The organism is Cognatishimia sp. 1_MG-2023 (assembly GCF_030548175.1).
Classification (GTDB): domain Bacteria; phylum Pseudomonadota; class Alphaproteobacteria; order Rhodobacterales; family Rhodobacteraceae; genus Cognatishimia.
This window is the reverse complement of the sequence record NZ_JAUORX010000003.1, coordinates 339,650-362,925: the sequence shown is the minus strand read 5'-3', so window position 1 is coordinate 362,925 and position 23,276 is coordinate 339,650. Positions and strand designations below refer to the sequence as shown.

The following is a 23,276-nucleotide window of genomic DNA, read 5'->3' as shown; positions in this document are numbered from 1 at the left end:
GCCCAACCAGACTGCCAGATTAAGCGCTACGACAACTGTAACTGCGCCTGACTGGAGCCCTGATGAGCGCCATTTCAACATCTGTCACGATACAGCGCCCCACGTTTCTGGGGGCCCTCCTGTTTACCGGGCTGGGTTTGCGCGTGCTATGCGCGGCGGCGATGTATGGGCTGACGTATGTAGAGCCTTTGGCCCTGCCCGCTTTGGCGGCTGTGCTGGCGGGTGACCTGTTCATCTTTGTTTGGCAGTTGATGCGGTTTGGCAATGTGGCGGCAGATCATCTGCGCCAAACGGGGCATTTCTGGACGGTTGTTTCTGGGTTTACCTTCTTTGGCCTGATGGGCATCGCGATGGTTGTGCAATGGTGGTTGCTGTATCAAGGCGTTGATATGGCCGCTCGCACGGTCAAAGAACCTGTGTCGTCTTATACCCAATCATCCAAATCGTCATTTGATGACCGCTTTAAGGTCAGCATGACCCGAGACGGAAAAACGATGTTTTTCTCTGGCGTGATGTCTGACGGCATGGCGCGTAAGCTAGAACCGATGTTGGACCGCTCGCAAGCGCTGCAAACTGTAACGCTGGACAGTCCGGGTGGCAATTTATACGAAGCGCGCAGCTTTGCGAGACGTATCCAAAAACGCGGGCTAAATACCCATGTGGCCAAAGAATGCAGCGCGAGCTGTACATTGGTCTTTGTCGCAGGCACCCAACGCACATTGGGTCCGGGCGCTGAATTGGGCTTTCACCGGTATGGGTTGGATTTTGAGCAACTGCTGCCGAACGTCCAAACCATCAAAGAAATCCCCGAGGACCGAAAATACTTGGTCAGCCGCGGGATTGATGTCAGGTTCCTAGAGCGTGTTTTCACCATGGATCGTGGGCCGATTTGGTACCCCACCCGGACGCAGCTTGAAACCGCAGGAGTGGTGACGAGGCCTTAGGGTTTGAGATAGTCGACTATACGGACAGAGCGGTCCGTCCCCTTCAATTAGCTGAACGTCCTTTTGTAAACTTTTTGGACTCATTCTTTATGCGGCTGACGGAAATCAGGCCGCGTTTTTCCATCGATCAAGCTTAGGGATGCCACGGGTGAAGGCCCACGCCATTATCCTTGGCATGCCTTTCGTGGCGAGGGCGTCAACGCAATAGGCTTGAAACTCGGTAACGGTGACATCGGGATGCCGGAACGCTCCATCTGCGTAGCATATGGAGCAGTAGGTTTCGCTTTTGCTACCATCGGTTTCTGTGCCGCCGCCGTTTGGGTCACGGTTCATGGGCATACCGCAGCTTTGGCAGTGTTTAGCCATGGGATCACTCCTCTTGTTTATCGATACTGAAAACTATAGTGTTAAAACCATGGATTACAGTCAATGCTTTTCTTTCGGGTGATCACATGCGTATCGGCGAACTATCTAAGAAATCGGGCGTGAGCCGCGACACAATCCGGTTTTATGAGAAACAAGGCCTCTTGCAGTGTGAGGCACGAGAGGCGGCGAACAATTACAAGTCTTACCCAGAAGACGCAGTGATGACGATCTCGGTCATTCGAGATGCTCAAGCAGCGGGAATGTCGATCGGCGATTTGACCGTGTTTCTATCACAGCTTCATGCGGCTTATGGCGACGACTTTGATGGGTTTATGTTTTTGGATGAGAAAATTCGAGAAACGGAAGAGCGAATTGCAGCCTCGGAGCGTTTCCTAGACGTTTTGAAGAGAACGCGAAAGGCATTGAAAATTGCGCCCTACGAGACAGACTGAAGCGGTGGCGTTGATATTGTGCAGCAATCTCGAAAGACCAAACAAGCTCGATTGAGCGTAGCCATAGCAAGCGTGCTGCTCCCGATGCGGACATTCGTGCAGAGCGCAACAGCAGTCACATTTGCGCTCCTAGCGGACATCCCCCTTCCGCTCCACAAAAACAAAAAACCCGCTGATCTCTCAGCGGGTTTTCTAAATCATTCAAACTATTACAGCTTAGAGCTGCGCCATGACTTCGTCTGAGGCTTCGAAGTTTGTTGTCACGCGCTGAACGTCGTCGTCGTCTTCAAGTGCGTCCACAAGCTTCATCAGTTTTTGCATATTTTCCAGATCCAACTCTGTTGTCGTGGTTGGTTTCCAGATCAGCTTGGTGGATTCAGTTTCGCCCAGCTCTGCTTCGAGCGCGTTTGACACGTCGTTCAGATCGGTGTCTGCGCAGTAGATGATGTGGCCATCTTCGGAGCTTTCGACATCTTCGGCACCGGCTTCGATGGCTGCCATCATGACGTCATCAGCATCGCCGATGGTGGCCGGATAGACGATCTCGCCCTTGCGTTCGAACATAAACCCAACAGAGCCGGTTTCACCCAAGTTGCCGCCATTCTTTGAGAATGTGGACCGTACGGTAGAGGCTGTGCGGTTTTTGTTGTCGGTCATTGCTTCGACGATAACGGCCACACCATTTGGGCCGTAACCTTCGTAGCGGATTTCGTCATAGTTTTCAGCGTCGCCACCCACGGCCTTTTTGATGGCGCGTTCGATCACGTCCTTTGGCACGGATTGGGATTTGGCTTCTTTGACAGCCATACGCAGACGCGGGTTTTTCTCCGGATCCGGGTCGCCCATTTTGGCAGCAACGGTGATTTCTTTTGCGAGTTTGGAAAACAGTTTAGACCGCGCGGCGTCCTGACGCCCCTTACGGTGCTGGATGTTTGCCCATTTACTGTGGCCAGCCATGCGAATTGCCCTGTGTTTTGAACGTATTTCGCCCCGTATAGCCTAAGGTTGGGGAGAGGTTCAAGTTGGCGAATGCCTCCCTTTTCCCCTTGTGTGCTGGGCGTGGGTGGTTTTGGTTAGGATCAAACAAGACAGGTAAGCACATGACGCAAGATCAGATCATTCTTTTTACGCTTTTTGGCGTGGTCTTTGGCCTATTGCTATGGGGGCGATTTCGCTACGATTTGGTCGCCTTTTGCGCGCTGATTGCGGGCGTTTTATTGGGTGTTATCCCTGAAAAAGAAGCCTTTTCCGGCTTTGGCCATCCGGCGACCTTGGTTGTGGCCTTGGTGCTGGTTGTCTCGGCAGGGTTGGTGCGGTCTGGGGCGGTGTTTCTGATCACGCGCACCTTGGTTGATAGCTCGCGCAGTTTGGGTGGGCACATCACGTTGATGGGTGGAATTGGCGGCGTTTTGTCGGCCTTTATGAATAACGTAGCGGCACTAGCGCTTTTGATGCCAGTCGATGTGCAGACGGCCCGCAAGGCCGGACGCAGCCCAGGATTGTCCCTGATGCCACTATCATTTGCGACCATTCTTGGGGGCATGGCCACATTGATCGGCACGCCGCCGAATATCATCATCGCCACGATCCGCGAGGACAGTTTGGGCGAGCCATTCAAGATGTTTGATTTCGCCCCCGTGGGTGGAATCACGGCGATTGCGGGGTTGGTGTTTGTGGCCTTGGTTGGCTGGCGGTTGATCCCGCAACGCGAGGATGCAGGGCGGAACATGTCAGACATCACAGAATATATCGCCGAGCTGACAGTGCCCGAGGACAGCAAGCAAATCGGTAAGAGATTGGCAGAACTGGAAGAGGCAGCGTCTAAATCCGATGTTGCTTTGTTGGGGCTGATCCGCAATGGCAAACGCCGCTACGGCGCGGCGCGGAACGTGGAATTGCAGGCGCAAGATACTTTAATCCTAGAGGCAACACCCGATGCGCTGGACGAATTCCGCGCGGCGCTTTCGTTGAGTTTCTCAGATGTCGAGCGTGAGGAACGGTTGAAAGCCGCGGGCGATGGGCTTGATGTGATCGAGGTCGTTGTGCCGGAAAACGCTCGTATCACTGGCAAAACAGCGGAACGTTTGGGGCTGGCCTGGCGCCAAGGGGCAGTTTTGATGGGCTTGTCGCGCGAAGGCCGCCGCATCACGCAACACCTGCGTAAGACCGAGGTGAAAGCGGGTGACATCCTGCTGCTATTGGTGCCAAAAGATCGTGGCAATGACATCACCGATTGGTTGGGATGCTTGCCTTTGGCGGATCGTGGGTTGGCTGTTACAGCGGATAATAAAGTCTGGCTGGCGATTGGATTGTTCACCGGCGCGGTCATAGCCGCCGCTTTGGGCATCATCTATCTGCCCATCGCACTTGGGATGGTTGTGATGGCCTATGTGCTAACAAAGATCGTGCCCTTGTCAGAGCTTTACACCCATATCGAATGGCCTGTTGTGGTGCTGCTGGGCAGTATGATCCCATTGGGTGCAGCCCTTGAACGGGTTGGCGGAACAGAACTGATTGCGGGCACCTTGGTGGATCTGACAGCAGGTCTGCCCGCCTGGGCGATCCTAACAGTGCTGATGTTGGTCACGATGACGCTAAGTGATGTGCTAAACAACACCGCAACCACCATCGTCGCGGCGCCTGTTGGGATCCAAATGGCCCAAAGCCTTGGCGTGTCGCCCGACCCCTTCTTGATGGCGGTTGCGGTCGCTGCAAGCTCTGCCTTCCTCACGCCGATTGGCCATAAGAACAATACATTGATCCTTGGCCCCGGTGGCTATCGCTTTGGGGACTATTGGCGGATTGGCCTGCCGCTTGAGGTGCTGGTTGTAGCAGTTTCTATCCCGGCGATCCTTGTGTTCTGGCCGATGTAAAAATGGGGGCCTTGCCCCCTCGGCCTTTGGCCTCTCCCCCAAGGTATTTTGGGTCAAGAAAAAGCAGTTTTTTCCTGATCTAAATACCTCGGGGGAGTCGTTGAAACGGAGTTTCAGCGGCGGGGGCAGCGCCCCCCTCTTTGGTTACAGCGGCCAGATAAACGGAATGATGAGGCTAGCAAGCAGGCCGATGCTGAGGTTCAGCGGAATGCCGACGCGTAAAAAGTCGCTGAACCGATAGCCGCCGGGGCCGTAGACCAGCATATTTGTTTGATAGCCAATCGGTGTGGCAAAGCTGGCGGATGCGGCGACCATGACAGCCACGACCAGCGGGCGGGCGTCGATGCCCATGGCCTCTGCCAACCCGACAGCAATCGGGGTTACAACCACAGCAACCGCGTTATTTGAGACCATCTCTGTCAGGACTGACGTCAGTAGATAGATCGCCCAGACCACCAAGACGGGTGGCAGCATGCCAAGATAGGGTGCGATGGCTTCGACAATTAGGCTGACAGCGCCCGAGCTTTGCAGGGCAACACCAATCGCCAGCATCGAAAAGATCAGGGACAGCAAGCGCCCGTCGACAGAGGCAAAGGCCTCGTCCGCGTCGATACAGCGGGTGATCAGGACAATGGCGACGGCAAGGATCGACAGCAGGAAGATTGGCGCGACGCCAAAGCCTGCCAGAGCGACAAGTGCCACCAAGGCCGCCAATGCGATGGGCGCGTGTTCGCGGCGGTATTCACGTTCTGTGGGTTGGCTGACAGACACCATATCCATATCGGCGGCCAGTCGTTGAATATCTGCGGGTGCCCCTTCGAGTAGCAGCGTGTCCCCGACCCGCACAATGAGATCATCCAATTGCATGCCGATATTTTGGTTTTTACGGTGCACTGCCAGCGTATAAACACCATAGCGCCGACGCAGACGTAGACCGCCCAAACGACGGCCGACCATGCGGCAGCCGGGGGTGATTAGAACTTCGACAGTATTGGTTTCAACCGCAGATACCTGATCAACCCGCTTGAGGGATTTATCGCGCTGCAGGCTTAGTAGCTCTGTCATTTTGGTCCGCAAAACAACGCGGTCACCGACCTGTAGTTCCACACCCTTAAGCTTGCGGCGCAGCGAGTCATCGCCGCGGATCACGTCGATTAGGCGCACCCCTTCCCGTTTAAAGAGTTGAATGCCAGTGACTTCACGGCCAATCAGGTTTGAATCCGGTGGAACCACGGCTTCGGTAAAGAATTTCATCTGGCTACGATTGCCCAAAAGGCTGGCCATTGAATCGCGATCCGGTAACAGACGCGGCCCGATAAAGCGCAGATAGAACATGCCCCATGCTACAAGGATGACGCCCAATGGGGTGACTTCGAAAATCGAGAACCCTTCGAGCCCTTCGGCGCGGGCAACACCATCGACCAATAGATTGGTGCTGGTGCCAATCAATGTCAGTGTGCCGCCTAGAATGGCAGCGTAGCTGAGTGGGATAAGCAGTTTACTTGGGGAAACCCCTAATGTGCCACTGAGTTGGATGAAGACCGGAATCATCACCACAACGACGGGCGTGTTGGACACAATCGCCGAGGAAATCACGACAAAGCCAATCAGCATTGCGATGGCCAGCTTGGGGTTTGTTTTGGCTTTGCGATCCGCCAGATGGGTAAAGGATGACAGCGCGCCGGTACGCACCAAGGCCCCCATCACAATGAACATCGCGGCAATGGTCCAAGGGGCCGGATTGGACAGAACTGTGAGGGCTTGATCATAGGGCAAGACGCCCAGCACGAGCAGCGTTGCGACGCCCGCAATGGCGACGACCTCTGTTGGGAAGCTTTCGCGCAGGAACAGGATGAACATGACCCCTACGGTGGCCAGTGTCAAAACCGCTTGGGTGGTCTGCGTAAATTGGAAGAAATCCATAAGCGCCCCTTCGTTGCCCGTCAGCCAGAATTCACCAAGGCGCTCGCACACGCAAGCGCCTCTTTTCGCAATTGTCTGATTTTAGCTTAAACTGGGCCAGATTGGCTAAGGCGTCCGCCTTGGCGCACCATTTCTATGCGCGTCGCGGCGCCGGTACGGTCATCGGTTTCCACATAGACGCCTGAAAGCGTCGCCTCGCCCAAGGCTGGGGTGAACCGGTTTTTCGGCATGCCAGTCACAAAGCGGCGCATGGGTTCGGCTTTTTCCATACCAATGACGGAATTGTAGTCGCCGCACATGCCAGCATCTGCTTGAAATGCCGTACCTTTGGGCAAGATTTGCGTGTCAGCAGTTGGCACATGGGTATGTGTGCCCACAACAAGCGATGCGCGGCCATCACAAAAGTGACCCATGCCCATTTTCTCGGATGTGGCTTCGCAATGCATATCCACGATGATCGCTTGCACCATGCCGCCACGTGGGTGGTTTTTAAGCACACGGTCCACCGCAGAAAACGGATCGCTATAGGGCTTTTTCATAAAGACCTGCCCGAGCGCCTGCACCACCAGCACCTTTTTGCCCCGCACGTCAAAAATGCGGTGGCCGCGGCCGGGGACTTCGACTTGGGCATAGTTCAGCGGACGGATGATCCGGCTGTCTTTGTCGATGTGTTGCATCATGTCTTTTTGGTCAAACGCATGATCACCCAGTGTGACGCAATCGGCGCCTGCATCAAACAGCACCTGCGCGTGATCTGCGCTAAGTCCCATACCATTGCTGGCGTTTTCGCCATTGATCACGACAAAATCCAACGCCCATTCTTTACGAAGACGTGGCAGGTGTTCGGTCACGGCGGCGCGGCCTGCGCGGCCCATGACATCTCCGAGAAACATGATTTTCATGGGGGTTGGGCCTAATGCCCAAAAGCGGGCTGGGCAAGTGGCAAGCGCGGAATTTGAGTATTTTTAGAAAGATGAAGACAGGACGTGGTGGCTTTGCCGCAATCTTAGCTGAAATCACGGATGCCGGTTTCTGTGACAATCAAGTCAAGCGGCTGATCTGTTGGCTCCAGCGGCAGGCCTATGGCCTCTTGCGCGTCAAAGGCAAATCCAATCGCGAGCGTGGCGCGTTTGGCGCGCAATTGTTCAAGCGTGCGATCATAGAAGCCCCCGCCATAACCAAGCCGCCCGCCCTGCATATCAAAGGCCACCAGCGGCACAATCACGATTTCTGGTTCGAAGAAATCATCAACTGCTGGAATTTGCGCTCCGAACGGGCCATCGCGCAAAGGCGTCTCTGGCTCCCAGCGGGAGAATTTTAGCGGTTGGCCCTCTCCCGTGATCACAGGCACGCCAACTGGGCCGTAAGCGCTTGCCTCGGCCATGGCACCAAGGGGCGTGATTTCTGTGCGGATCGGCATATAGCCTGCCAATGGAACACCGCGATAGCCTGCGAGAACTTCGCTGAGGTAGGCAGATTGCGCAGGTGTGTGTACGTCAAAAGCGGCTTTGCGACGGGCGAACCCAGCTTTGCGTGCAGCGGCTTTTTGGTTAGCGAGATCGCTCATAGTAAAATCGCACCGGCGAGGGCCAAAAAGGCAAAGAAACCAACTACATCCGTGACAGTCGTCACAAAGGCGCCTGAGGCCAAGGCCGGATCAACACCGACTTTTTCCAGCAGCACAGGAATGCCCGTTCCGGCCAGCCCCGCAACGACCAGATTGATCACCATCGCCAGTCCAATCACAACGCCTAGCATGGGCGTGCCAAACCAAATGACGCCCACAATCCCCATGATCACAGCAAACAAGACGCCGTTCACCAACCCCACCAATATCTCACGACGGATCACGCGCCAGACGTTAGCGCTGGTTAAATCCTTGGTGGCAATCGCGCGCACTGCAACGGTCAGCGATTGGGTGCCCGCATTGCCCCCCATCGAGGCGACAATTGGCATCAAGACAGCCAGCGCCACAAATTGCGCAATCGTTGCCTCAAATTGCGCAATCACAAGCGAGGCCAAGATGGCCGTCACAAGGTTCACCGCGAGCCAAGGCAACCGTTGCCGCGTGGTTTCCATAACCCTGTCTGAAAGAGAGCTTTCTTCGCCAACACCAGCCAATCGCAAGATGTCTTCTTCGTGTTCTTCGTCCAGCACCGCCATCGCATCGTCAATGGTGATCACCCCAACAAGACGGTCGTCTTCGTCAACAACCGGTGCCGAGATTAAATGATACTGGTTAAACGCATAGGCGACCTCGCCCTCGTCCTGGGTCGCTGGGATGACCTGAAACATCTCTTCGGCGAGATTCTTCAAGGGCGTCGTTCGTGGTGCGCCCATGATTTTGCCAAGGGTCACATTGGCAACGGGCTTCGTGCGCGGATCCACAAGGATCACATGGTAGAATTGTTCGGGCAGTTCATCCGCGTCGCGCATGTAGTCAATCGCGTCGCCCACCGTCCAATGTTCTGGCGCCATGACGGTTTCGCGCTGCATCAAACGACCGGCTGAAGCCTCTGGATAATTCAGCGCTTGTTCAACGGCGACACGATCTGCATCTTCGAGAGCATCAAGAATAACCGCCTGTTGCGGTTCATCCAAATCTTCGACCAAGTCGACAACATCATCGGATTCCATCTCGCGCACCGCTTCGGCGAGCGTTTCGGGGCGCAAAATACCAATGACTTCTTCGCGAATGCTCTCGTCAAGTTCTGACAGGATTTCGCCGTCAAACTCTTGATCGTACAGACGAATTAAGTCTTCTCGGTCACTGCCGCTGATCTGTTCCAAGAGGTCGGCGATGTCAGCGGCGTGCATCGGCTCCATAAGCTCAAGCAGCTTATGGCGATCGGCGGTTTCGACGGCCTCTAGAACCGCAGAAATGTCTTTGCGATCTAGAATATATACGTCTTCTTCATCGAGTTCCGGCTCGGGCGTGATCTGATCTGAGAATTCGGTCATTTTGCCCCCGCTGCCGCTTTCGGTCGTTGTCGCGACAATAGGGGAAATGCGGGTGGAAACTCAATGGCGCAGCGGCAATTTACTGATGATTTGCGGCAAGCTATCGTAAACCCGAGAGGACGAGCTATGACAGATTCGGCAGGTACCACACTGTTGCTTGGGCAAACCCTAAGTTTTACAGGCAATCCCTTTGAGAGTTCGATCCAAGACGCCGTCCACCACGAGACACGTGGCGCTGTTTTACTACGCGATGGGCATGTGGCAGCGGTGGATCAGGCTGACACTTTGCGCGCGCTTCACCCGCTGGCCCGCGTAGTTGATTACGGCAATGGGCTGATTATGGCCGGTTTCGTGGATGCCCATGTGCATTATCCGCAAACCGCCATGATCGCGAGCTGGGGTAAGCGGCTGATTGACTGGCTGAACAGCTATACCTTTCCTGAAGAGGCGCGATTTTCGTCCAAGGCCTATGCGTCAGAGATTGCCAATCGCTACCTTGATCTGACGCGCAGCCATGGCACCACGACGATGGTCAGCTTTTGCACGATTCACCCGGCCTCTGTGGATGCGTTTTTTGAGGCGGCGCAGGCGCGCGGACAACGTGTGGTCGCGGGCAAAACTTGTATGGATCGCAATGCACCGGATGATTTGCGGGACACAGCGCAGCGCGCCTATGACGAAAGCCAGCACTTGCTAAACACATGGCATGGGGTGGATCGGTTGAGTTACGCGATCACGCCACGCTTTTCGCCGACGTCGTCGCCAGAACAGTTAGAAGCGCTAGGCGCGCTTTGGAGGGAGAACCCGGATTGTTTGATGCAGACGCATCTGTCTGAGCAAACGGATGAGATTGAATGGGTCAAAGGGCTGTATCCAGAGGCGCGTGACTATCTGGATACCTATGAGATGTATGGCTTATTAGGCGCACGCGGCCTTTATGGGCACGCCATCCACCTGACAGACCGTGAACGTGCGCGATTGCGCGAGATGGGCGCGGGCCTTGTGCATTGCCCGACATCGAATACCTTTATTGGCTCTGGGCTATTTGACATGGCAGGCCTGATGGCAGAGGGCCATCGCGTTGGTTTGGCCACTGATACCGGCGGCGGGTCTAGCTTTTCGATGCTGCGCACCATGGCTGCTGCCTATGAAGTTGGTCAGTTGCGGCACACCCCATTGCATGCCGCGCAATTGTTATGGCTTGCCACCCAAGGCAGCGCGCGGGCGTTGCATATGGATGATCGCATCGGCAACCTCGCGCCGGGGATGGAGGCCGATCTTGTGGTGCTGGACCTTGCCTCGACCGAGGCCATCGCCCAACGTGCCACCCGCGCCGAGGATATTTGGGAATCGGTATTTCCGACGATCATGATGGGCGACGACCGAGCGGTGCGCGCGGTCTGGATCAATGGCAAAGCTGGCTAGCATTGGCGATTTCCCAGCACCATCACCCAAATATCACCCCTGCCCCGCGTCACGCCAATTTCGGCGACCTCATGGTCCAGTAGGTTGGCGCGATGCCCCGGCGAGTCGATCCAGCCGCGAATAACCGCGCGTGGAGACCGGTGCCCCATGGCGATGTTTTCAGCAATCACACAGTAGCGATATCCGCCCCGCTGTGCGCGATCCCCAATATCAGAGCCATCGCGCCCCACATGCGAGAAATAGCCGTTGCGCCCCATGTCATCCCCATGGCTTTGGGCGACATATTCCAATGTTGTCGAGATTTGCAGCGGCGGCAGGCCGAATTTCGCACGGTAATGATTGGTCAACTGCGCGACCTCACGGACAGGTCCCGCCATAGCTGTTGACGCCAGACACAACGTCAAAGCCCCGAAAAGGAACATCCCTTTTCTAAGCATAGTTTTTACTCCACCAGCGCCCCCGCTAGTGAATTCTGGCGTTCAATTGCTAACGAAAGGTTTATGGAGGTGAGGTGAAAATCCCTCACAATTTCACGTCCTTCGACGAAAAGTGTTCGTACTTTTTGTGGCCCCGCCAAAACCAGCGCTGCCGGGTCCCAACTGCCCGCACTTTCCAAACCCGACACATCCCAGATCGCGATGTCGGCCCGTTTACCCACAGTAATCTGGCCGCAGTCATCGCGCCCCAATACCTCGGCTCCGCCGCGCGTCGCGATCCGCAACGCCTCGCGTGCACTCATGGCGTTGGCCCCGTTTTGCACCCGTTGTAATAGCATCGCTTGGCGCGCTTCACCCATCAAATTAGCGATGTCGTTGCTGGCCGAACCATCAACGCCCAAGCCAACGGGCACACCCGCGTCCCGCATTTGGCGCACTGGCGCGATGCCAGAGCCAAGTCGGCAATTCGAGCACGGGCAATGCGCAACCCCGGTTTTCGTTTTTGCAAACAAATCAATCTCTTGACCATCAAGCTTAACGCAATGCGCGTGCCAAACATCTGATCCAGTCCAACCCAACTCCTCGGCATATTGCCCGGGGCGACAGCCGAATTTCTCTAACGAATAGGCAATATCTTCGTCGTTCTCTGCCAGATGCGTGTGCAACATCACGCCCTTGTCCCGCGCCAAAAGGGCAGCGTCGCGCATCAACTCGCGGCTCACGGAAAAGGGCGAACATGGCGCGATACCGACGCGGCACATGCTGCCAACCGTTGGATCATGATAGGCATCCACAACCCGAATGCTATCTTCCAAAATAGCCGCCTCGCCCTCGACCAAAGCGTCCGGTGGCAGGCCCCCCGCGCTTTCGCCAATGCTCATAGCGCCACGAGTTGGATGGAACCGCAATCCGACTTCTGCGGCCGCTTCAATGGTGTCATCCAAGCGCGCGCCGTTAGGAAATAGATACAAATGATCGGAACTTAGTGAACAACCTGACAGTGCAAGTTCCGCTAAACCGATTTGAGTAGATGAAAACATCTCGTCCGGGCCAAAACGCGACCAAATCGGGTATAGCCGCTGCAACCATCCAAACAGCAGCGCGTCCTGCGCCCCCGGAACCGCCCGCGTTAACGTTTGAAACAGATGATGATGCGTGTTGACCAAGCCCGGCGTGACGACACAGCCCTTGGCCAACACAACCTCGCCTGTCGTCTCAAGCCCTTGACCCACTTCAACAATTTGGCCGCCTTGTACGCGAATATCAACGCCATGCAGCTCTGTCCCGCTGTCGTCCATCGTCAGGACAACATCGGCGTGCTTAATCAATATCTCTTGTTTTTGCATAATCGCACTCCACAGACCCGTTTCGGTGTGTGGAGTGACACAGGCGTTGACAGAAAGCGGGCAAAGGTCTCAACGCAGGTTCAAAGTAACTCTGCGTAGGGTTGAGATCAAGATGAGATCACTCAATACCCTTAAGGATGGCCAAGGCTTTCGCGTGGATGTCAGGGTTCGCTGCGGCCAAAACGCGGCCACCCATATGCGCAGGTTTGCCTTGCCAATCGGTCACAATCCCACCCGCTGCTTCGATCACACCAATCGGACCTTGAATGTCATAAGCATTCAAGCCCGCCTCGATCACCAGATCGACCTGCCCCGTTGCCACCAAGCCATAGGCATAGCAATCCATGCCAAAGCGCGTCAGTTGCACCTGTTCAGAAACCTTGCGAAACGCTGCCGCTTCAATCTCGGTTCCAACTTCGGGAAAAGTGGTGAACAGAATAGCCTGAGACAATTCAGAATTCTGCTTTGTCTTAAATGGGATAACGCCATGTGGTCCCTGCACTTCTGCTGTGCCAAAGCCGCCAACAAACCGCTCGCCAATATAAGGCTGATCAATCACGCCCAGCACCGGGCCGTTGTCGTCAGAACAAGCAATCAACACGCCCCAAGTCGGCGTGCCACTGATAAAACCACGGGTTCCGTCGATGGGATCAAGCACCCAAACCAAGCCAGAGGTACCGTCTTGGGTGCCATATTCTTCGCCCAAAATGCCATCATCCGGACGTTTCGCAGCCAACACTGCTCGCATCGCCCGTTCGCCAGCGCGATCTGCTGCGGTAACAGGATCAAATCCGCCGTCGAGCTTATTGTCAGCAACCAAATCAGTTTGCCGGAAAAACGGCAAAATGGCCGCGCGGGCAGCGTCGGCCATTTCATGTGCAACTGCTAAAAGCTCTGCACCAGTGTATGCTGTATTGCTCATTTTTGGCCTCCATCCTGTTATAGTCGCGCTACATCAGGATGGACCAAAACTCAAGCTACGTTGCTAAGAACGCGTGCCAATTCAAAAAGGCGACGGCGCTGATTTTCTGGGATCGCATAATACGACCGTACCAGATCAAGGGCTTCTTTATCGCCCATCAGATCCGCTGGAATAGAGGATCCCGCTTGCTTCGCCTGCGCAGGTTCGCCAATGCCTTCAAAAAAGAAGCTTACAGGCACATCCAGTGCTTCGGCGATATCCCAAAGCCGAGAAGCACTAACGCGGTTCGCGCCTGTTTCATATTTTTGAATTTGCTGAAATTTAATGCCCACTTGTTCGGCCAGCTGCTGCTGTGTTTTGCCAACCAGCCAGCGGCGGTGTCTAATCCGCTTGCCGACATGAACGTCAACGGGGTGCGTCATGGGTAACTCCTTGTTTACAAATGAACCAAACATGCCGATTGCGCGCCATATCTGGGCGTTAAGCCAGCTCCCATACTGACATTCACGTCTTAGATTTCTGCTGCGCATCCCTACAGCAGCACCCTTACTTTAGCATTTCATTCAAATTGATCAAGCTATTTGAGAAAAATTGCAAAGATTAATAACCCTAGGGTTGCCAAAGGTTGCGTCGATTATGACGCGCCGTAACTGCTTTGCCTTGTTAGCTCCATGCCTTAATAAACAAAGGGCACCGGCCCATTTTAGGAGGATTTATGCGCGCGTTTCAGGTCACGTCATTTGATGAAAAACCGGCCCTAAAAGAGGTGGACGCCCCTACCCCAAAGCCCGGTCAAATCCTTGTAAAAATCCACGCATGCGGTCTTAATTTCGCAGATCTTCTAATGTTGAAAGGCACTTACCAAGATACACCGGACCTCCCTTTTATTAGCGGCATGGAGATCGCAGGCGTGGTCGAGGCGCATGGGCCTGACACCACAGGCCCGGCCGTGGGTACGCGTGTTGCGGTCTTTGGCGGCCAAGGTGGGCTTGCGGAATTTGGGTGCTTTGATGCGGCACGCGCCGTTGCGCTGCCCGACAGTATGTCGTTTCGTGACGCCGCGGCATTTCAAATCGCCTATGGCACGAGTCACGTTGCACTCGATTATCGCGCGAATTTACGCAAAAATGAGACCCTTTTGGTGCTGGGTGCAGCGGGGGGAATCGGCCTTACCGCAGTTGAAATCGGTAAACTAATGGGCGCGCGCGTCATCGCCTGCGCGCGCGGCGGCGATAAACTGGCTATCGCCAAACAGGTCGGCGCGGATCATTTGATTGATGCCACAACAGAAAACATCCGAGACACCGTCAAAGCGCTTGGCGGTGCAGATGTGGTTTATGATCCCATCGGCGGCGAACAGTGGAAAGACGCTTTTCGTGCGGCAAACCCAGATGCGCGGCTATTGCCAATCGGATTTGCCAGCGGTGATGTTCCACAAATACCTGCCAACCATATGCTCGTTAAGAACCTAACCGTAATGGGTGTCTATTGGGGCGGCTATCTAAAGTACAAACCCGAGGTCGTGACCGACAGCCTTAGCCAGCTGTTCGATTGGTACACCGAGGGCAAGCTGAAACCACATGTCAGCCACACCCTGCCCCTGGATCAAACCGCCGATGCGCTAGAACTTCTGCGTACGCGCAAATCGACGGGCAAAATCGTCGTAACGATGTAAGGTCAAAGCGACACAACTCGCCGGTTTTGATCCGCGTCATAATGCGTGTGGGTGTTCCGAAAGCCATGCCGCAACAGCTCTGCCAATTGCGCGATCACCTCGCCGGGATTCTTTTCTGCGCCGTACATGTTGATCAACTGCTCGCCCAAATCGGGCAGCGCCCCACCATGGTCGATCACTTCAAGCTGTGGTGGCTTGGTCCCCTCGATCATGGTTGTCACAGCTAAATCTGCCGCAACCGTGACTTCGATTGACCGATCAGATTCTGTATCTAGGGCATTTTCCCATTCGATACCGGCCTCGTCCAACCCATTCAAAGCCAACGGACGGAACAGGCAATACCGCCCAGAGGCAAACCGCAAAGGCCGCCGCCGCCAGGTTGCCCCACCCGGCGCACCGATCCACGCCAGTGCCATCCGGCAAAGTTCCTCGCCACCGGCTGTGTTTTCGGTGGTGAGGATCAAATCACACTCGCCCTTTTCGAATTTCTCTTTCAGGAACTTCGTGTGTTCTGACAATAATTGCACCCGCATCCGCGGAAAGGCCGCTTTCAATTGCTTTAATACACGCGGTACGACGGGGTACACGATGTCATGCGGCACGCCCAAAGTGATTTCGCCTTCGTATTCTTGATGGCTGAGGCGTCGGACGATCTCGTCATTTAAGGCCACCATCCGGCGGGCATAGCCCAAAAGTTGCTCCCCCTCTGCGGTTAAAGCAATGGTACGGCCGCTGCGATCTAACAAGGACACGCCCAGCAACTCCTCAAGCCGCTTTAGCTGCATCGACACAGCCGATTGCGTCAAATTCAAAAATCCGGCTGCTTTTGTCACGCCGCCCAGATCCGCCACAGCCATAAAACTGCGCAACGTTGTTACGTCGAGATTTCTCATTGATCACAATCCTTGATGAAAGACACAACAAACATTCGTTTCAAACATGTCCCGTTGTCAAGCATATATATCAAAGGTTTTGATGAAACCCAAAAGACGCATCACATCCAAGAAAGGACAAGACCATGACATTCCTAGACACATTCGGTCGTTTTGCAGGCCTCTCTTCGGAAAAGGGTCGTACCTTGACTGATCTGCTTACCCTGCGCCGTCAACGCAACGAATTAAGCCGCTTATCCCCACATATGCTGGACGATCTGGGCATCACAAAGCAGGACGCACAAGCCGAAGCCAAACGATCCGTCTTTGACTTTCCGTGCCGCTGGCACAAATGATTAAAAATTCCGTCCGATTTCAGGGCGGAATTCCTTGAAAAACACACAAAGCTCACCGATATTCCATTGTGACGGCCTCCGAATGATTTCGGGGGCCCATAAGACTTTAATCGGAGGCTTTGATGGCTCAATTTGACACAATCCGCGGCGTGGCCGGTGCCCGTGCAGCGGACATCGACGTAGGGCTACGCGCCCACATGAACAAAGTTTACAGCACAATGTCTGTGGGCATGTTCATCACATTCCTTGCGGCTTGGGCGATTGCGGGCCTTGCGGTCACAACTGACCCAGCAAACGCAGTGGCACAAATCGGGTCAGGTAAGTTCCTGACGTCCTTTGGTGCTGCGATTTACACATCCCCACTGAAATGGGTGATCATGTTTGCCCCACTGGCCTTTGTCTTCTTTGGCTTTGGTGCCGCGATGAACCGCTTGTCCGCCGCTGGCGTTCAGCTGACGTTCTACGCATTTGCCGTTCTGATGGGTCTGTCGATTAGCTCGATCTTCCTTGTCTACACAGGCTACTCCGTTATTCAGGTGTTCTTGATCACATCAATCACCTTCGCGGGCCTGTCCCTGTGGGGCTACACCACTAAGAAAGACATTTCTGGTTGGGGGTCTTTCCTGATCATGGGTGTGATTGGCTTGGTTGTTGCGTCAATCGTCAACATCTTCATGGCGTCTTCTGCGATTGCTTTTGCAATCTCTATCATTGGCGTTCTGATCTTTGCTGGTCTTACAGCCTACGACACGCAGAACATCAAAAACACATACCTACAGCACGCACATTCCGGTGATTCCGAATGGATGGGCAAAGCCGCCATCATGGGCGCGCTCAGCCTCTACCTCGACTTCATCAACATGTTCATGCTTCTGCTGAACTTGCTAGGTAACCGCGAGTAATACCGCGCGTCACTGACAAATACAGAAAGGTCGGCTTATTCAGCCGACCTTTTTTATTGGCCTAAGCAATGTTTTTTCGCATCTCGACCGCAGGGAAAAACAAGCCTGGCTCGAGTGTCAGCTCGATGTTCTGAAGCCGACCAAATCCCATTGCCTGATAAAACGGTTCAGCCGTCAGCGTGCTCATACACCGTAGACAGGTGACGCCAAGCGCCCGTGCAGAGGCCAAAGACACCTCGGCCAAAGCCCGCCCGATCCCTTGCTGCAAGACATCTGGGTGCACAGCAAGATGCCGCATGTGCCCCTCTCCGGCGGCACCAAGGCCGCGTGTTGGGCTGATGTCAGTCCAGCCCCCTGATCCCAGAATTTCACCGGTCCCCAGACGCTCAGCCACGTAATAGGTGCCAGAGGCCAATAGCTCCGGCCGTGCAGTGGAAATACGTGGCAAGGCCTTGGATAGGATGCGCGGGTTATAATCGGGCTTTAGTAATTCGCCATAACTCGCGTGCATCATCGCAGAGATCGCATCTGCGTCACTGGGTCTGGCGGGTCTAATTTCGTAAAAAGTCGTCATCGTCACTGTCCTGAAAAAATGATATTTTCAGCGCGACGTTAAAAAGCAAAAAGCCGCGCTCGTTTGGCGCGGCTCTTGCATGTGTCTAAGAAAGTGATCTTACTTGATCTTGCCTTCTTTGTACTCGACATGCTTACGCAGCACCGGATCGTACTTACGTACGACCATCTTTTCGGTCATCGTGCGTGCATTCTTTTTGGTCACGTAGAAGTGGCCAGTACCCGCGGTCGAGTTAAGGCGGATCTTAATTGTGGTCGGCTTCGCCATTGGTCTTCTCCTGCGCCGGGCAGCAGCTGCCCGTGAAATCTCTATTGAGTTGGCCTTTTACTAGCGCCACAGCCCAAGTCAATGGGCAGTTCATGGAATTGTCATGGTTTTGGGGATTTTTATCAATTATCCAAGACCAGACCAACATCTATGCCAAAAGACACAAAAGGGGCCGTACCGAAACAGCCCCTCGAGTGCAAGCACGATGCTATAAACGCGCTGCTATGGTCGTGATCACCAGCGCCCTACTCGCTGTTGTTCCTGCAAAATCTTAGACAAGGCCACGCGAATGGCGGCATCCAAGGCAAACGTCCCCGGCTCGTTGGTGGCATAGCCGGCTTCGAATTCTAGCACCCGGTTGATCGTTGTGTAGCTAAGCACATCGCCTTGCGTACGAACCGAGACGATCTTTTGCGTCACCGTTTCATTGCCGACAATCTCGCCCGTACTGGCCCGTACAAGCCGAACATTCACTGTCATGACGTCTTTGCGCCGTTCATCAAACGCACCAACATTCAAGAACCGCGCGCCCGCACCTGCTGTTTGAATGTCGGAGTCATAGCCAACGATAGCACCGGTCACCAAATAATCTGCCGTCACCAAATTCGCGATTGGCGTTCCCAATGCAAAGGCTGAAAAAGGCTGCGGCTTTTCGATTTTGCTGAGTTGCAGCTGATGGAAGTTATCCAAATCCGCCAATGTCTTTTCATAAGGCGGCACATCCGCAGGCAAGCCGGTTTTCGCAAACTGCGCATAGTCTCTTTCGGCTTGCATCCGTAAGTCACGCATCTTGGCATTCACAACGCGTTCTTCTGCGCGGACCCGTTCCAGCTCACGCACAGTATGGGCGCGTTGCCGTGCTTCGTTTGTTTGTCCAATCGCAATGCGGCGCTCGTTCAGAATGGATTCAGAAAAGCGGCGCTCTAGCACATTAAACCAAGTGCCCTGCCCTACATCCCGCAGCGCTGACACGACAAAGGCATCCGCCCCTTGCGACACAGCTTTGGAATATTGGGCAAAGTCCTGATTGGGCTTGTGCTGGCCCGTCAGGTCAGGGAATTCATAAACGGCGATCTTGATCTTTTGTTTGCGTTGCGGAAATGACCCAAGCGGCTGATAGTCTTGCGCCCCGCGCGCAATTGCCTCGCCTGCTTGGCTGTCTTCTGGCGCACTGGGTTCAAAATCTAAGTTGCCACACCCGGCCAAAGCCAGAGCGGATGCAAGAAGAGATACCTTTGCAAATGTCACGTCTTATAACTCCGGCACAATAATTTCGGTGGTGCCAATTCCGTCTGTCAATGTGATGTGAACATCCCCACCGACAGTTTCATAGGTCACGTCCAAGCCACCGACTGTGAACGACCCATCGGCCGAGGCATCCTCGCCAAAGATTTGCTCAACAACATCCGAGGCCAAAGTAGATAGAATGCGCCGTTCCAAATCTTCGGAGAATTGCTCAAGCGACGTCTTTTCTTCTTCTTCGAACTGCTTTTGGCTTTCCAGCAAAGACAGATAATACGCCGAATTCAATCCGCTCCCACCAAAGGAAGGATGGTTGAATGAAAACGTTTGATCCGAACTGTGCACTGGCAGTGCTGCAAACACCGCTGTTGCTGCAATAGCTGCAATCGTCATGAACCGCATGTGACTTGTCCCCATGGTGAATGGGTGGGCAAATTTGCCCACCCAACTGTTAGCTGCAATTCAGATTAGTACTGCGACAGGCTAATCCGGCCGCCGTTGCCAACCATAGCCAAGCTCACAGAGTTGCCATAGCCGCCCTGAGTGATGGAGAAGCTGTTGCTATCGCCGGTTTGTGTCAATCGAACAAAACCCTCAGAACCGGTTTGACGGATGCTGGAATTGTTACGATCACCCGTCTGCACGACATGGGCATCGTTGCCGCTGGATGTGCCACCAGATTGGTTCACAGTTGCGCGGTTGTAGTCACCGTACTGGCGTACGTTTGCTGTATGCGCATATGTGCCACTACGCCCTGCAAAGACAGACTGCTGATCAACATCTGCAAAGTTGTCGTTTCCGGATTGGAACAAATATGCAGAGTTGCCACCAACTTGGTCCAAATATGCATCGTTGCCGTTACCATATTGGTTAGACGTGATGGTTTGGGTACCAAAGTTATATGTACCGTAGCCATCATTCTGGTTGCTTTGCAGAACGTTGTCGCTGCCGCTTTGTGTATAGGTCACAACGCGATAGCTTGGGCCATTCCGGTCCGCGCCTTGACGTACGATTGCAGCGTTGGACACACCGGACTGAGACCCAGACACACGATCGCTGTCACCATATTGGTTAACATGGGATGCGTTGTTAGAACCGCTTTGGTACTGGCGCGCGTTGTTATAGTTGCCAGACTGCCAAGTGGACGCAACGTTGGACGTACCATATTGATCGGTATCCAATATGTTGCGGTACCCGGTGTCCGTGCTGCCGTAAGAATAACCACGGTAGCCATAAACTTTGTCTGAACCTTGGTTAAAGGTTACAGCGTTGTTTGTACCGCTCTGGCGAACATCTGCTCTGTTGTAGTCGCCAACTTGCTGACCAGCTGCGTAATCAGAAGGCACTGAATAGTATGCCCCCCAGTATGGAGCCTCTGCGCCGATAGTGTTGCCTGATCCGCTTTGGTAAGCGGAGAAACTGTTTCCGTAGCCTTGGCCAGAATAGTGAACTTCGTTGGAATTAGCCGAAGCCAACGCTGGCGCCATCAGCAAAGCTGAGCTGGCGAGGAGTAGTTTTTTCATGAACTGTCCGTCCCATTATTTTTGTTTATATGAAATGGCAGACGCCATCTGGGATACCTCTTAACCGGAGAACCGAATACCGTCCGCCGCTGAAATAGGTAACATAAAAACAAAAAATCCCGACAAGTTAATGCCTGTTAACTATGCCAAATTTAACATTTTTCCCCGAAATAACGCCTTTAGACGAAGTGGTAATTTTCGCGCTACACCACAAGTTGACCTAAAGTAAACCATCAGGTCAAATTCTTCAAACTGCGCCAGACCAAAGTACAAGTTCGACCACCTTCGCAGAGGTCTCAATCGAATCGTACGTTTCAGGCACTGAATTGGGCGAAACTCACATTAACCTATTCTGAACGATACGCGCAGGGGGCCTATAAGCCGGATTTTGTCCAAGGGCGAACCCTTTGGATGACCATTCATCTAAAGCGCTTGTTACCAAGCGCCCTCTAGCTGCCAACCCGGATCACCAGGCCAAGATTTCCTTGCCGCAAGCGGCGTGTGATCCCTATTCGGCATTGCTCCTGGTGGGGCTTGCCTTGCCAGTCCTGTTGCCAGTCCCGCGGTGGGCTCTTACTCCACCGTTTCACCCTTACCCCGTTGAAAAGCTAGGCTCTTTAACAAGGCGGTCTATTCTCTGTGGCGCTATCCCTTGGGTTTCCCCAGCCGGGCGTTACCCGGCACCATTATCTTGTGGAGTCCGGACTTTCCTCGAGGTTACCCCCGCGGCCATCCAGCCCCCTACGCAAGCGCAGACATAGGCTGCGGCGCAAGGATGGTCAACGGTGTGGATGTTGCTCAGTTAGAATTTGAGTATTTTTAGAAAGGTGAAGGTTAGGGCGCTTTCAGAGCCGCAAGCCGCGACATGATGCGGCGATCTTCGGAGTCTTCGGGGCCGCTTGCCCAAGGGCGAAAGCGAGATCTAAAGGCCTGAAAGCAAACGTCTTTAGGATCATCGCACCCTAGAATGGAATGTATCGGGTAGCCAAATTTGGCGGCTGAGATGCCCCAAGGCTCTGCGCCTTCGGCATCATCAGGCCAAGGCGCTAGGCCCTGTTTGGCTAGCCGCAGCCAATCAAAGCGCGGGCCCGGGTCAATTTTGCGATGTGGAGCCAAATCAGAATGCGCAATCACCCCTGATGCTGGAACATCCCAACGCTGCATGATCCCCTGTAACAAGGTTTCAAGCGCTGCCATTTGAGGTTCTGCAAATGGATGGGTTCCGAGGTTATCAAGCTCAATCCCGATGGAATGCGAGTTCACATCGGTAATCTCACCCCACTGCCCTGCCCCGGCGTGCCATGCGCGCATCTCTTCGGCGACAAGCTGAATAACGTCACCCGCTGAACTGATCAGATAGTGGGCCGAGACCTCTGTTTCTGGATTGCACAACGTGTTGCAGGCGGCCTCGGCGGTGGCCATGGCCGTATAGTGCACAACCACCAAAGACGGGCGCGCGCCATCGCGGCGCGGACCAAAGTTTGGCGAAGGTTTTTGATTTATTGTCGGCGCCTTAGGCGCCATCAGTTGGCGTTGGCCGCGCGGAACGGCGTTGGATCCCAAGAGCAGGCATAACCGTCGCCATCCGGATCAAGGCCCAAACGGTCCTTTACTGGACCACCCCGGGTTAAGAAATCAATCTGTGCCTGATCCGGCGTCGGGTAATTGGCGCAGTTGCGTTCGGAACGCGCCGTCCCATTAATGCCGAACCGCTTATATTGACTGTTGCCTACTGGATTGGTGCTACGCAGGGCGTAGTCCACAATATTTGGCCCTGTGCTTTCACGCTGTGGCAAAGCTGTGGGTTGGATCACTTGGTATTGGCTGGCGATCTCTGCGCGACGCTTAGCGTCATCTTCGATTGAGCGACGAGCGCCAACGGAATCAAAGTTGTTTTCATCCGAAATGCCTGCGTTTTCGAGTTGCACAGGCTGCGGGTTAGATGGGCTTGCGTCAACGACTTGACGGCCAGATGCAGCCGCAGTGCCCGATGGGCGCGTTGCGTCTAATGTTGCAAGAGTTTCTGACGAAACTGACTGTGCAGCTGGAACCACCGGTTCGAAGCCTTGCGCAGAGGCGCGTTGCGGGTTGAGATTAGCGTTGTCAAAACCGATACCGGCACCGCTATCAGGTACTTGCGGCGCACACGCCGCCAGTGCCAACAGGGCACATCCACATAACATCAACCGCATTTTTCGCCTCATACGCTTTTTGAT

Annotated in this window: 25 protein-coding genes and 1 other RNA gene; 7 read left to right on the top strand and 19 right to left on the bottom strand. The window is 54.4% G+C overall.

Translation table 11 applies throughout. From position 1 onward, the window contains the following. The first annotated feature begins 62 nt into the window (after positions 1-62). On the top strand, positions 63-944 hold the full coding sequence (locus Q4544_RS07140) for a hypothetical protein (RefSeq protein ID WP_303504807.1): 882 nt from the start codon (positions 63-65) through the stop codon (positions 942-944). A gap of 105 nt (positions 945-1,049) precedes the next feature. On the opposite strand, the gene Q4544_RS07135 is transcribed toward Q4544_RS07140, so the two are convergent. Beyond that, positions 1,050-1,310: a zinc ribbon domain-containing protein gene (locus Q4544_RS07135; protein WP_303504806.1), complete on the bottom strand. Its 261-nt coding sequence runs from the start codon at positions 1,308-1,310 to the stop codon at positions 1,050-1,052. An 86-nt stretch (positions 1,311-1,396) separates the two neighbouring features. Here Q4544_RS07135 and Q4544_RS07130 point away from each other — a divergent pair, with 86 nt between their 5' ends. Then, positions 1,397-1,762 carry a MerR family transcriptional regulator gene (locus Q4544_RS07130; protein WP_303504805.1) on the top strand — a complete coding sequence of 122 codons (366 nt, stop codon included), beginning with the start codon at positions 1,397-1,399 and terminating at the stop codon, positions 1,760-1,762. A 216-nt stretch (positions 1,763-1,978) separates the two neighbouring features. On the opposite strand, the gene Q4544_RS07125 is transcribed toward Q4544_RS07130, so the two are convergent. Next, entirely contained in the window at positions 1,979-2,719 is a 741-nt protein-coding gene (locus tag Q4544_RS07125; RefSeq protein WP_303504804.1) for a YebC/PmpR family DNA-binding transcriptional regulator, read from the bottom strand. 143 nt (positions 2,720-2,862) lie between these two features. On the opposite strand from Q4544_RS07125, the gene Q4544_RS07120 reads away from it, so the two are divergent. Then, on the top strand, positions 2,863-4,635 hold the full coding sequence (locus Q4544_RS07120) for an SLC13 family permease (protein ID WP_303504803.1): 1,773 nt from the start codon (positions 2,863-2,865) through the stop codon (positions 4,633-4,635). Between the two features lie 144 nt (positions 4,636-4,779). Here the strand turns inward: Q4544_RS07120 and Q4544_RS07115 are convergent, their stop codons facing one another. The 4 genes from Q4544_RS07115 to mgtE all read right to left on the bottom strand — a co-directional run bounded on the left by Q4544_RS07115 (position 4,780) and on the right by mgtE (position 9,519). Further along, positions 4,780-6,558, bottom strand: a complete 1,779-nt coding sequence (locus tag Q4544_RS07115) for an SLC13 family permease (RefSeq protein ID WP_303504996.1) — start codon at positions 6,556-6,558, stop codon at positions 4,780-4,782. A gap of 86 nt (positions 6,559-6,644) precedes the next feature. Further along, positions 6,645-7,460: a TIGR00282 family metallophosphoesterase gene (locus Q4544_RS07110; RefSeq protein ID WP_303504802.1), complete on the bottom strand. Its 816-nt coding sequence runs from the start codon at positions 7,458-7,460 to the stop codon at positions 6,645-6,647. A 104-nt stretch (positions 7,461-7,564) separates the two neighbouring features. Continuing rightward, positions 7,565-8,125: a 5-formyltetrahydrofolate cyclo-ligase gene (locus Q4544_RS07105; protein ID WP_303504801.1), complete on the bottom strand. Its 561-nt coding sequence runs from the start codon at positions 8,123-8,125 to the stop codon at positions 7,565-7,567. Continuing rightward, a complete protein-coding gene (gene mgtE / locus Q4544_RS07100) occupies positions 8,122-9,519 on the bottom strand; it encodes a magnesium transporter (protein ID WP_303504800.1) in 1,398 nt (465 codons plus the stop codon). Before mgtE ends, Q4544_RS07105 begins: the two co-directional genes overlap by 4 nt. 126 nt (positions 9,520-9,645) lie before the next feature. On the opposite strand from mgtE, the gene guaD reads away from it, so the two are divergent. Further along, positions 9,646-10,944, top strand: coding sequence for a guanine deaminase (gene guaD, locus Q4544_RS07095; RefSeq protein WP_303504799.1), 1,299 nt, complete (start codon positions 9,646-9,648; stop codon positions 10,942-10,944). Here guaD and Q4544_RS07090 read toward each other — a convergent pair. The 4 genes from Q4544_RS07090 to Q4544_RS07075 all read right to left on the bottom strand — a co-directional run bounded on the left by Q4544_RS07090 (position 10,941) and on the right by Q4544_RS07075 (position 14,071). After that, complete coding sequence (locus tag Q4544_RS07090) at positions 10,941-11,321, bottom strand: CAP domain-containing protein (protein ID WP_303504798.1); 381 nt, start codon at positions 11,319-11,321, stop codon at positions 10,941-10,943. The genes guaD and Q4544_RS07090 overlap by 4 nt on opposite strands. A 65-nt stretch (positions 11,322-11,386) precedes the next feature. Further along, positions 11,387-12,727 (bottom strand): 8-oxoguanine deaminase, encoded by a 1,341-nt coding sequence (locus Q4544_RS07085; RefSeq protein WP_303504797.1) that lies wholly within the window; start codon positions 12,725-12,727, stop codon positions 11,387-11,389. A 118-nt stretch (positions 12,728-12,845) separates the two neighbouring features. Next, complete coding sequence (gene hisN, locus Q4544_RS07080; RefSeq protein ID WP_303504796.1) at positions 12,846-13,649, bottom strand: histidinol-phosphatase; 804 nt, start codon at positions 13,647-13,649, stop codon at positions 12,846-12,848. 50 nt (positions 13,650-13,699) lie between these two features. Continuing rightward, entirely contained in the window at positions 13,700-14,071 is a 372-nt protein-coding gene (locus Q4544_RS07075) for a helix-turn-helix domain-containing protein (protein WP_303504795.1), read from the bottom strand. Positions 14,072-14,364: 293 nt separating this feature from the next. Here Q4544_RS07075 and Q4544_RS07070 point away from each other — a divergent pair, with 293 nt between their 5' ends. Then, on the top strand, positions 14,365-15,324 hold the full coding sequence (locus tag Q4544_RS07070) for an NADPH:quinone oxidoreductase family protein (RefSeq protein WP_303504794.1): 960 nt from the start codon (positions 14,365-14,367) through the stop codon (positions 15,322-15,324). Positions 15,325-15,326: 2 nt separating this feature from the next. Here the strand turns inward: Q4544_RS07070 and Q4544_RS07065 are convergent, their stop codons facing one another. Next, entirely contained in the window at positions 15,327-16,217 is an 891-nt protein-coding gene (locus tag Q4544_RS07065) for a LysR family transcriptional regulator (protein ID WP_303504793.1), read from the bottom strand. Between the two features lie 125 nt (positions 16,218-16,342). Between Q4544_RS07065 and Q4544_RS07060 the strand changes: the two genes are divergently transcribed. Together Q4544_RS07060 and Q4544_RS07055 are read left to right on the top strand one after the other, a co-directional pair. Beyond that, entirely contained in the window at positions 16,343-16,552 is a 210-nt protein-coding gene (locus Q4544_RS07060; protein WP_303504792.1) for a DUF1127 domain-containing protein, read from the top strand. Positions 16,553-16,674: 122 nt separating this feature from the next. Then, the gene (locus Q4544_RS07055; RefSeq protein WP_303504791.1) at positions 16,675-17,454 is read left to right on the top strand and encodes a Bax inhibitor-1/YccA family protein; all 780 of its coding nucleotides are present in this window, start codon (positions 16,675-16,677) and stop codon (positions 17,452-17,454) included. Positions 17,455-17,515: 61 nt separating this feature from the next. On the opposite strand, the gene Q4544_RS07050 is transcribed toward Q4544_RS07055, so the two are convergent. The 8 genes from Q4544_RS07050 to Q4544_RS07015 all read right to left on the bottom strand — a co-directional run bounded on the left by Q4544_RS07050 (position 17,516) and on the right by Q4544_RS07015 (position 23,252). Beyond that, positions 17,516-18,028, bottom strand: a complete 513-nt coding sequence (locus Q4544_RS07050; protein ID WP_303504790.1) for a GNAT family N-acetyltransferase — start codon at positions 18,026-18,028, stop codon at positions 17,516-17,518. 99 nt (positions 18,029-18,127) lie between these two features. Continuing rightward, entirely contained in the window at positions 18,128-18,295 is a 168-nt protein-coding gene (gene rpmG / locus Q4544_RS07045; protein ID WP_106607011.1) for a 50S ribosomal protein L33, read from the bottom strand. A gap of 234 nt (positions 18,296-18,529) precedes the next feature. Beyond that, positions 18,530-19,543, bottom strand: a complete 1,014-nt coding sequence (locus tag Q4544_RS07040; RefSeq protein WP_303504789.1) for a CsgG/HfaB family protein — start codon at positions 19,541-19,543, stop codon at positions 18,530-18,532. Positions 19,544-19,546: 3 nt separating this feature from the next. Continuing rightward, positions 19,547-19,939 (bottom strand): curli assembly protein CsgF, encoded by a 393-nt coding sequence (locus Q4544_RS07035; protein WP_303504788.1) that lies wholly within the window; start codon positions 19,937-19,939, stop codon positions 19,547-19,549. Between the two features lie 65 nt (positions 19,940-20,004). Then, positions 20,005-21,060, bottom strand: coding sequence for a hypothetical protein (locus Q4544_RS07030; protein WP_303504787.1), 1,056 nt, complete (start codon positions 21,058-21,060; stop codon positions 20,005-20,007). A 361-nt stretch (positions 21,061-21,421) separates the two neighbouring features. Beyond that, positions 21,422-21,805: RNase P RNA component class A (rnpB, locus tag Q4544_RS07025), an RNA gene on the bottom strand. An 89-nt stretch (positions 21,806-21,894) separates the two neighbouring features. Further along, entirely contained in the window at positions 21,895-22,584 is a 690-nt protein-coding gene (locus tag Q4544_RS07020; RefSeq protein ID WP_303504786.1) for an N-acetylmuramoyl-L-alanine amidase, read from the bottom strand. After that, positions 22,584-23,252, bottom strand: coding sequence for a hypothetical protein (locus tag Q4544_RS07015; RefSeq protein ID WP_303504785.1), 669 nt, complete (start codon positions 23,250-23,252; stop codon positions 22,584-22,586). The genes Q4544_RS07020 and Q4544_RS07015 overlap by 1 nt, the downstream gene beginning before the upstream one ends. Positions 23,253-23,276: the final 24 nt, after the last annotated feature.

What these genes read in the sequence shown, in the direction of transcription:
- Q4544_RS07135 (WP_303504806.1), bottom strand. Translation starts at nt 1,310, where the DNA reads ATGGCTAAACACTGCCAAAGCTGCGGTATGCCCATGAACCGTGACCCA.
- Q4544_RS07085 (WP_303504797.1), bottom strand. Translation starts at nt 12,727, where the DNA reads ATGCAAAAACAAGAGATATTGATTAAGCACGCCGATGTTGTCCTGACG.
- Q4544_RS07140 (WP_303504807.1), top strand. Translation starts at nt 63, where the DNA reads ATGAGCGCCATTTCAACATCTGTCACGATACAGCGCCCCACGTTTCTG.
- Q4544_RS07090 (WP_303504798.1), bottom strand. Translation starts at nt 11,321, where the DNA reads ATGGCGGGACCTGTCCGTGAGGTCGCGCAGTTGACCAATCATTACCGT.
- Q4544_RS07060 (WP_303504792.1), top strand. Translation starts at nt 16,343, where the DNA reads ATGACATTCCTAGACACATTCGGTCGTTTTGCAGGCCTCTCTTCGGAA.
- Q4544_RS07110 (WP_303504802.1), bottom strand. Translation starts at nt 7,460, where the DNA reads ATGAAAATCATGTTTCTCGGAGATGTCATGGGCCGCGCAGGCCGCGCC.
- Q4544_RS07030 (WP_303504787.1), bottom strand. Translation starts at nt 21,060, where the DNA reads ATGAAAAAACTACTCCTCGCCAGCTCAGCTTTGCTGATGGCGCCAGCG.
- hisN (WP_303504796.1), bottom strand. Translation starts at nt 13,649, where the DNA reads ATGAGCAATACAGCATACACTGGTGCAGAGCTTTTAGCAGTTGCACAT.
- mgtE (WP_303504800.1), bottom strand. Translation starts at nt 9,519, where the DNA reads ATGACCGAATTCTCAGATCAGATCACGCCCGAGCCGGAACTCGATGAA.
- Q4544_RS07050 (WP_303504790.1), bottom strand. Translation starts at nt 18,028, where the DNA reads ATGACGACTTTTTACGAAATTAGACCCGCCAGACCCAGTGACGCAGAT.
- Q4544_RS07055 (WP_303504791.1), top strand. Translation starts at nt 16,675, where the DNA reads ATGGCTCAATTTGACACAATCCGCGGCGTGGCCGGTGCCCGTGCAGCG.
- Q4544_RS07105 (WP_303504801.1), bottom strand. Translation starts at nt 8,125, where the DNA reads ATGAGCGATCTCGCTAACCAAAAAGCCGCTGCACGCAAAGCTGGGTTC.
- Q4544_RS07130 (WP_303504805.1), top strand. Translation starts at nt 1,397, where the DNA reads ATGCGTATCGGCGAACTATCTAAGAAATCGGGCGTGAGCCGCGACACA.
- Q4544_RS07065 (WP_303504793.1), bottom strand. Translation starts at nt 16,217, where the DNA reads ATGAGAAATCTCGACGTAACAACGTTGCGCAGTTTTATGGCTGTGGCG.
- Q4544_RS07015 (WP_303504785.1), bottom strand. Translation starts at nt 23,252, where the DNA reads ATGCGGTTGATGTTATGTGGATGTGCCCTGTTGGCACTGGCGGCGTGT.
- Q4544_RS07125 (WP_303504804.1), bottom strand. Translation starts at nt 2,719, where the DNA reads ATGGCTGGCCACAGTAAATGGGCAAACATCCAGCACCGTAAGGGGCGT.
- Q4544_RS07035 (WP_303504788.1), bottom strand. Translation starts at nt 19,939, where the DNA reads ATGCGGTTCATGACGATTGCAGCTATTGCAGCAACAGCGGTGTTTGCA.
- rpmG (WP_106607011.1), bottom strand. Translation starts at nt 18,295, where the DNA reads ATGGCGAAGCCGACCACAATTAAGATCCGCCTTAACTCGACCGCGGGT.
- Q4544_RS07070 (WP_303504794.1), top strand. Translation starts at nt 14,365, where the DNA reads ATGCGCGCGTTTCAGGTCACGTCATTTGATGAAAAACCGGCCCTAAAA.
- Q4544_RS07020 (WP_303504786.1), bottom strand. Translation starts at nt 22,584, where the DNA reads ATGGCGCCTAAGGCGCCGACAATAAATCAAAAACCTTCGCCAAACTTT.
- Q4544_RS07115 (WP_303504996.1), bottom strand. Translation starts at nt 6,558, where the DNA reads ATGGATTTCTTCCAATTTACGCAGACCACCCAAGCGGTTTTGACACTG.
- Q4544_RS07075 (WP_303504795.1), bottom strand. Translation starts at nt 14,071, where the DNA reads ATGACGCACCCCGTTGACGTTCATGTCGGCAAGCGGATTAGACACCGC.
- Q4544_RS07120 (WP_303504803.1), top strand. Translation starts at nt 2,863, where the DNA reads ATGACGCAAGATCAGATCATTCTTTTTACGCTTTTTGGCGTGGTCTTT.
- guaD (WP_303504799.1), top strand. Translation starts at nt 9,646, where the DNA reads ATGACAGATTCGGCAGGTACCACACTGTTGCTTGGGCAAACCCTAAGT.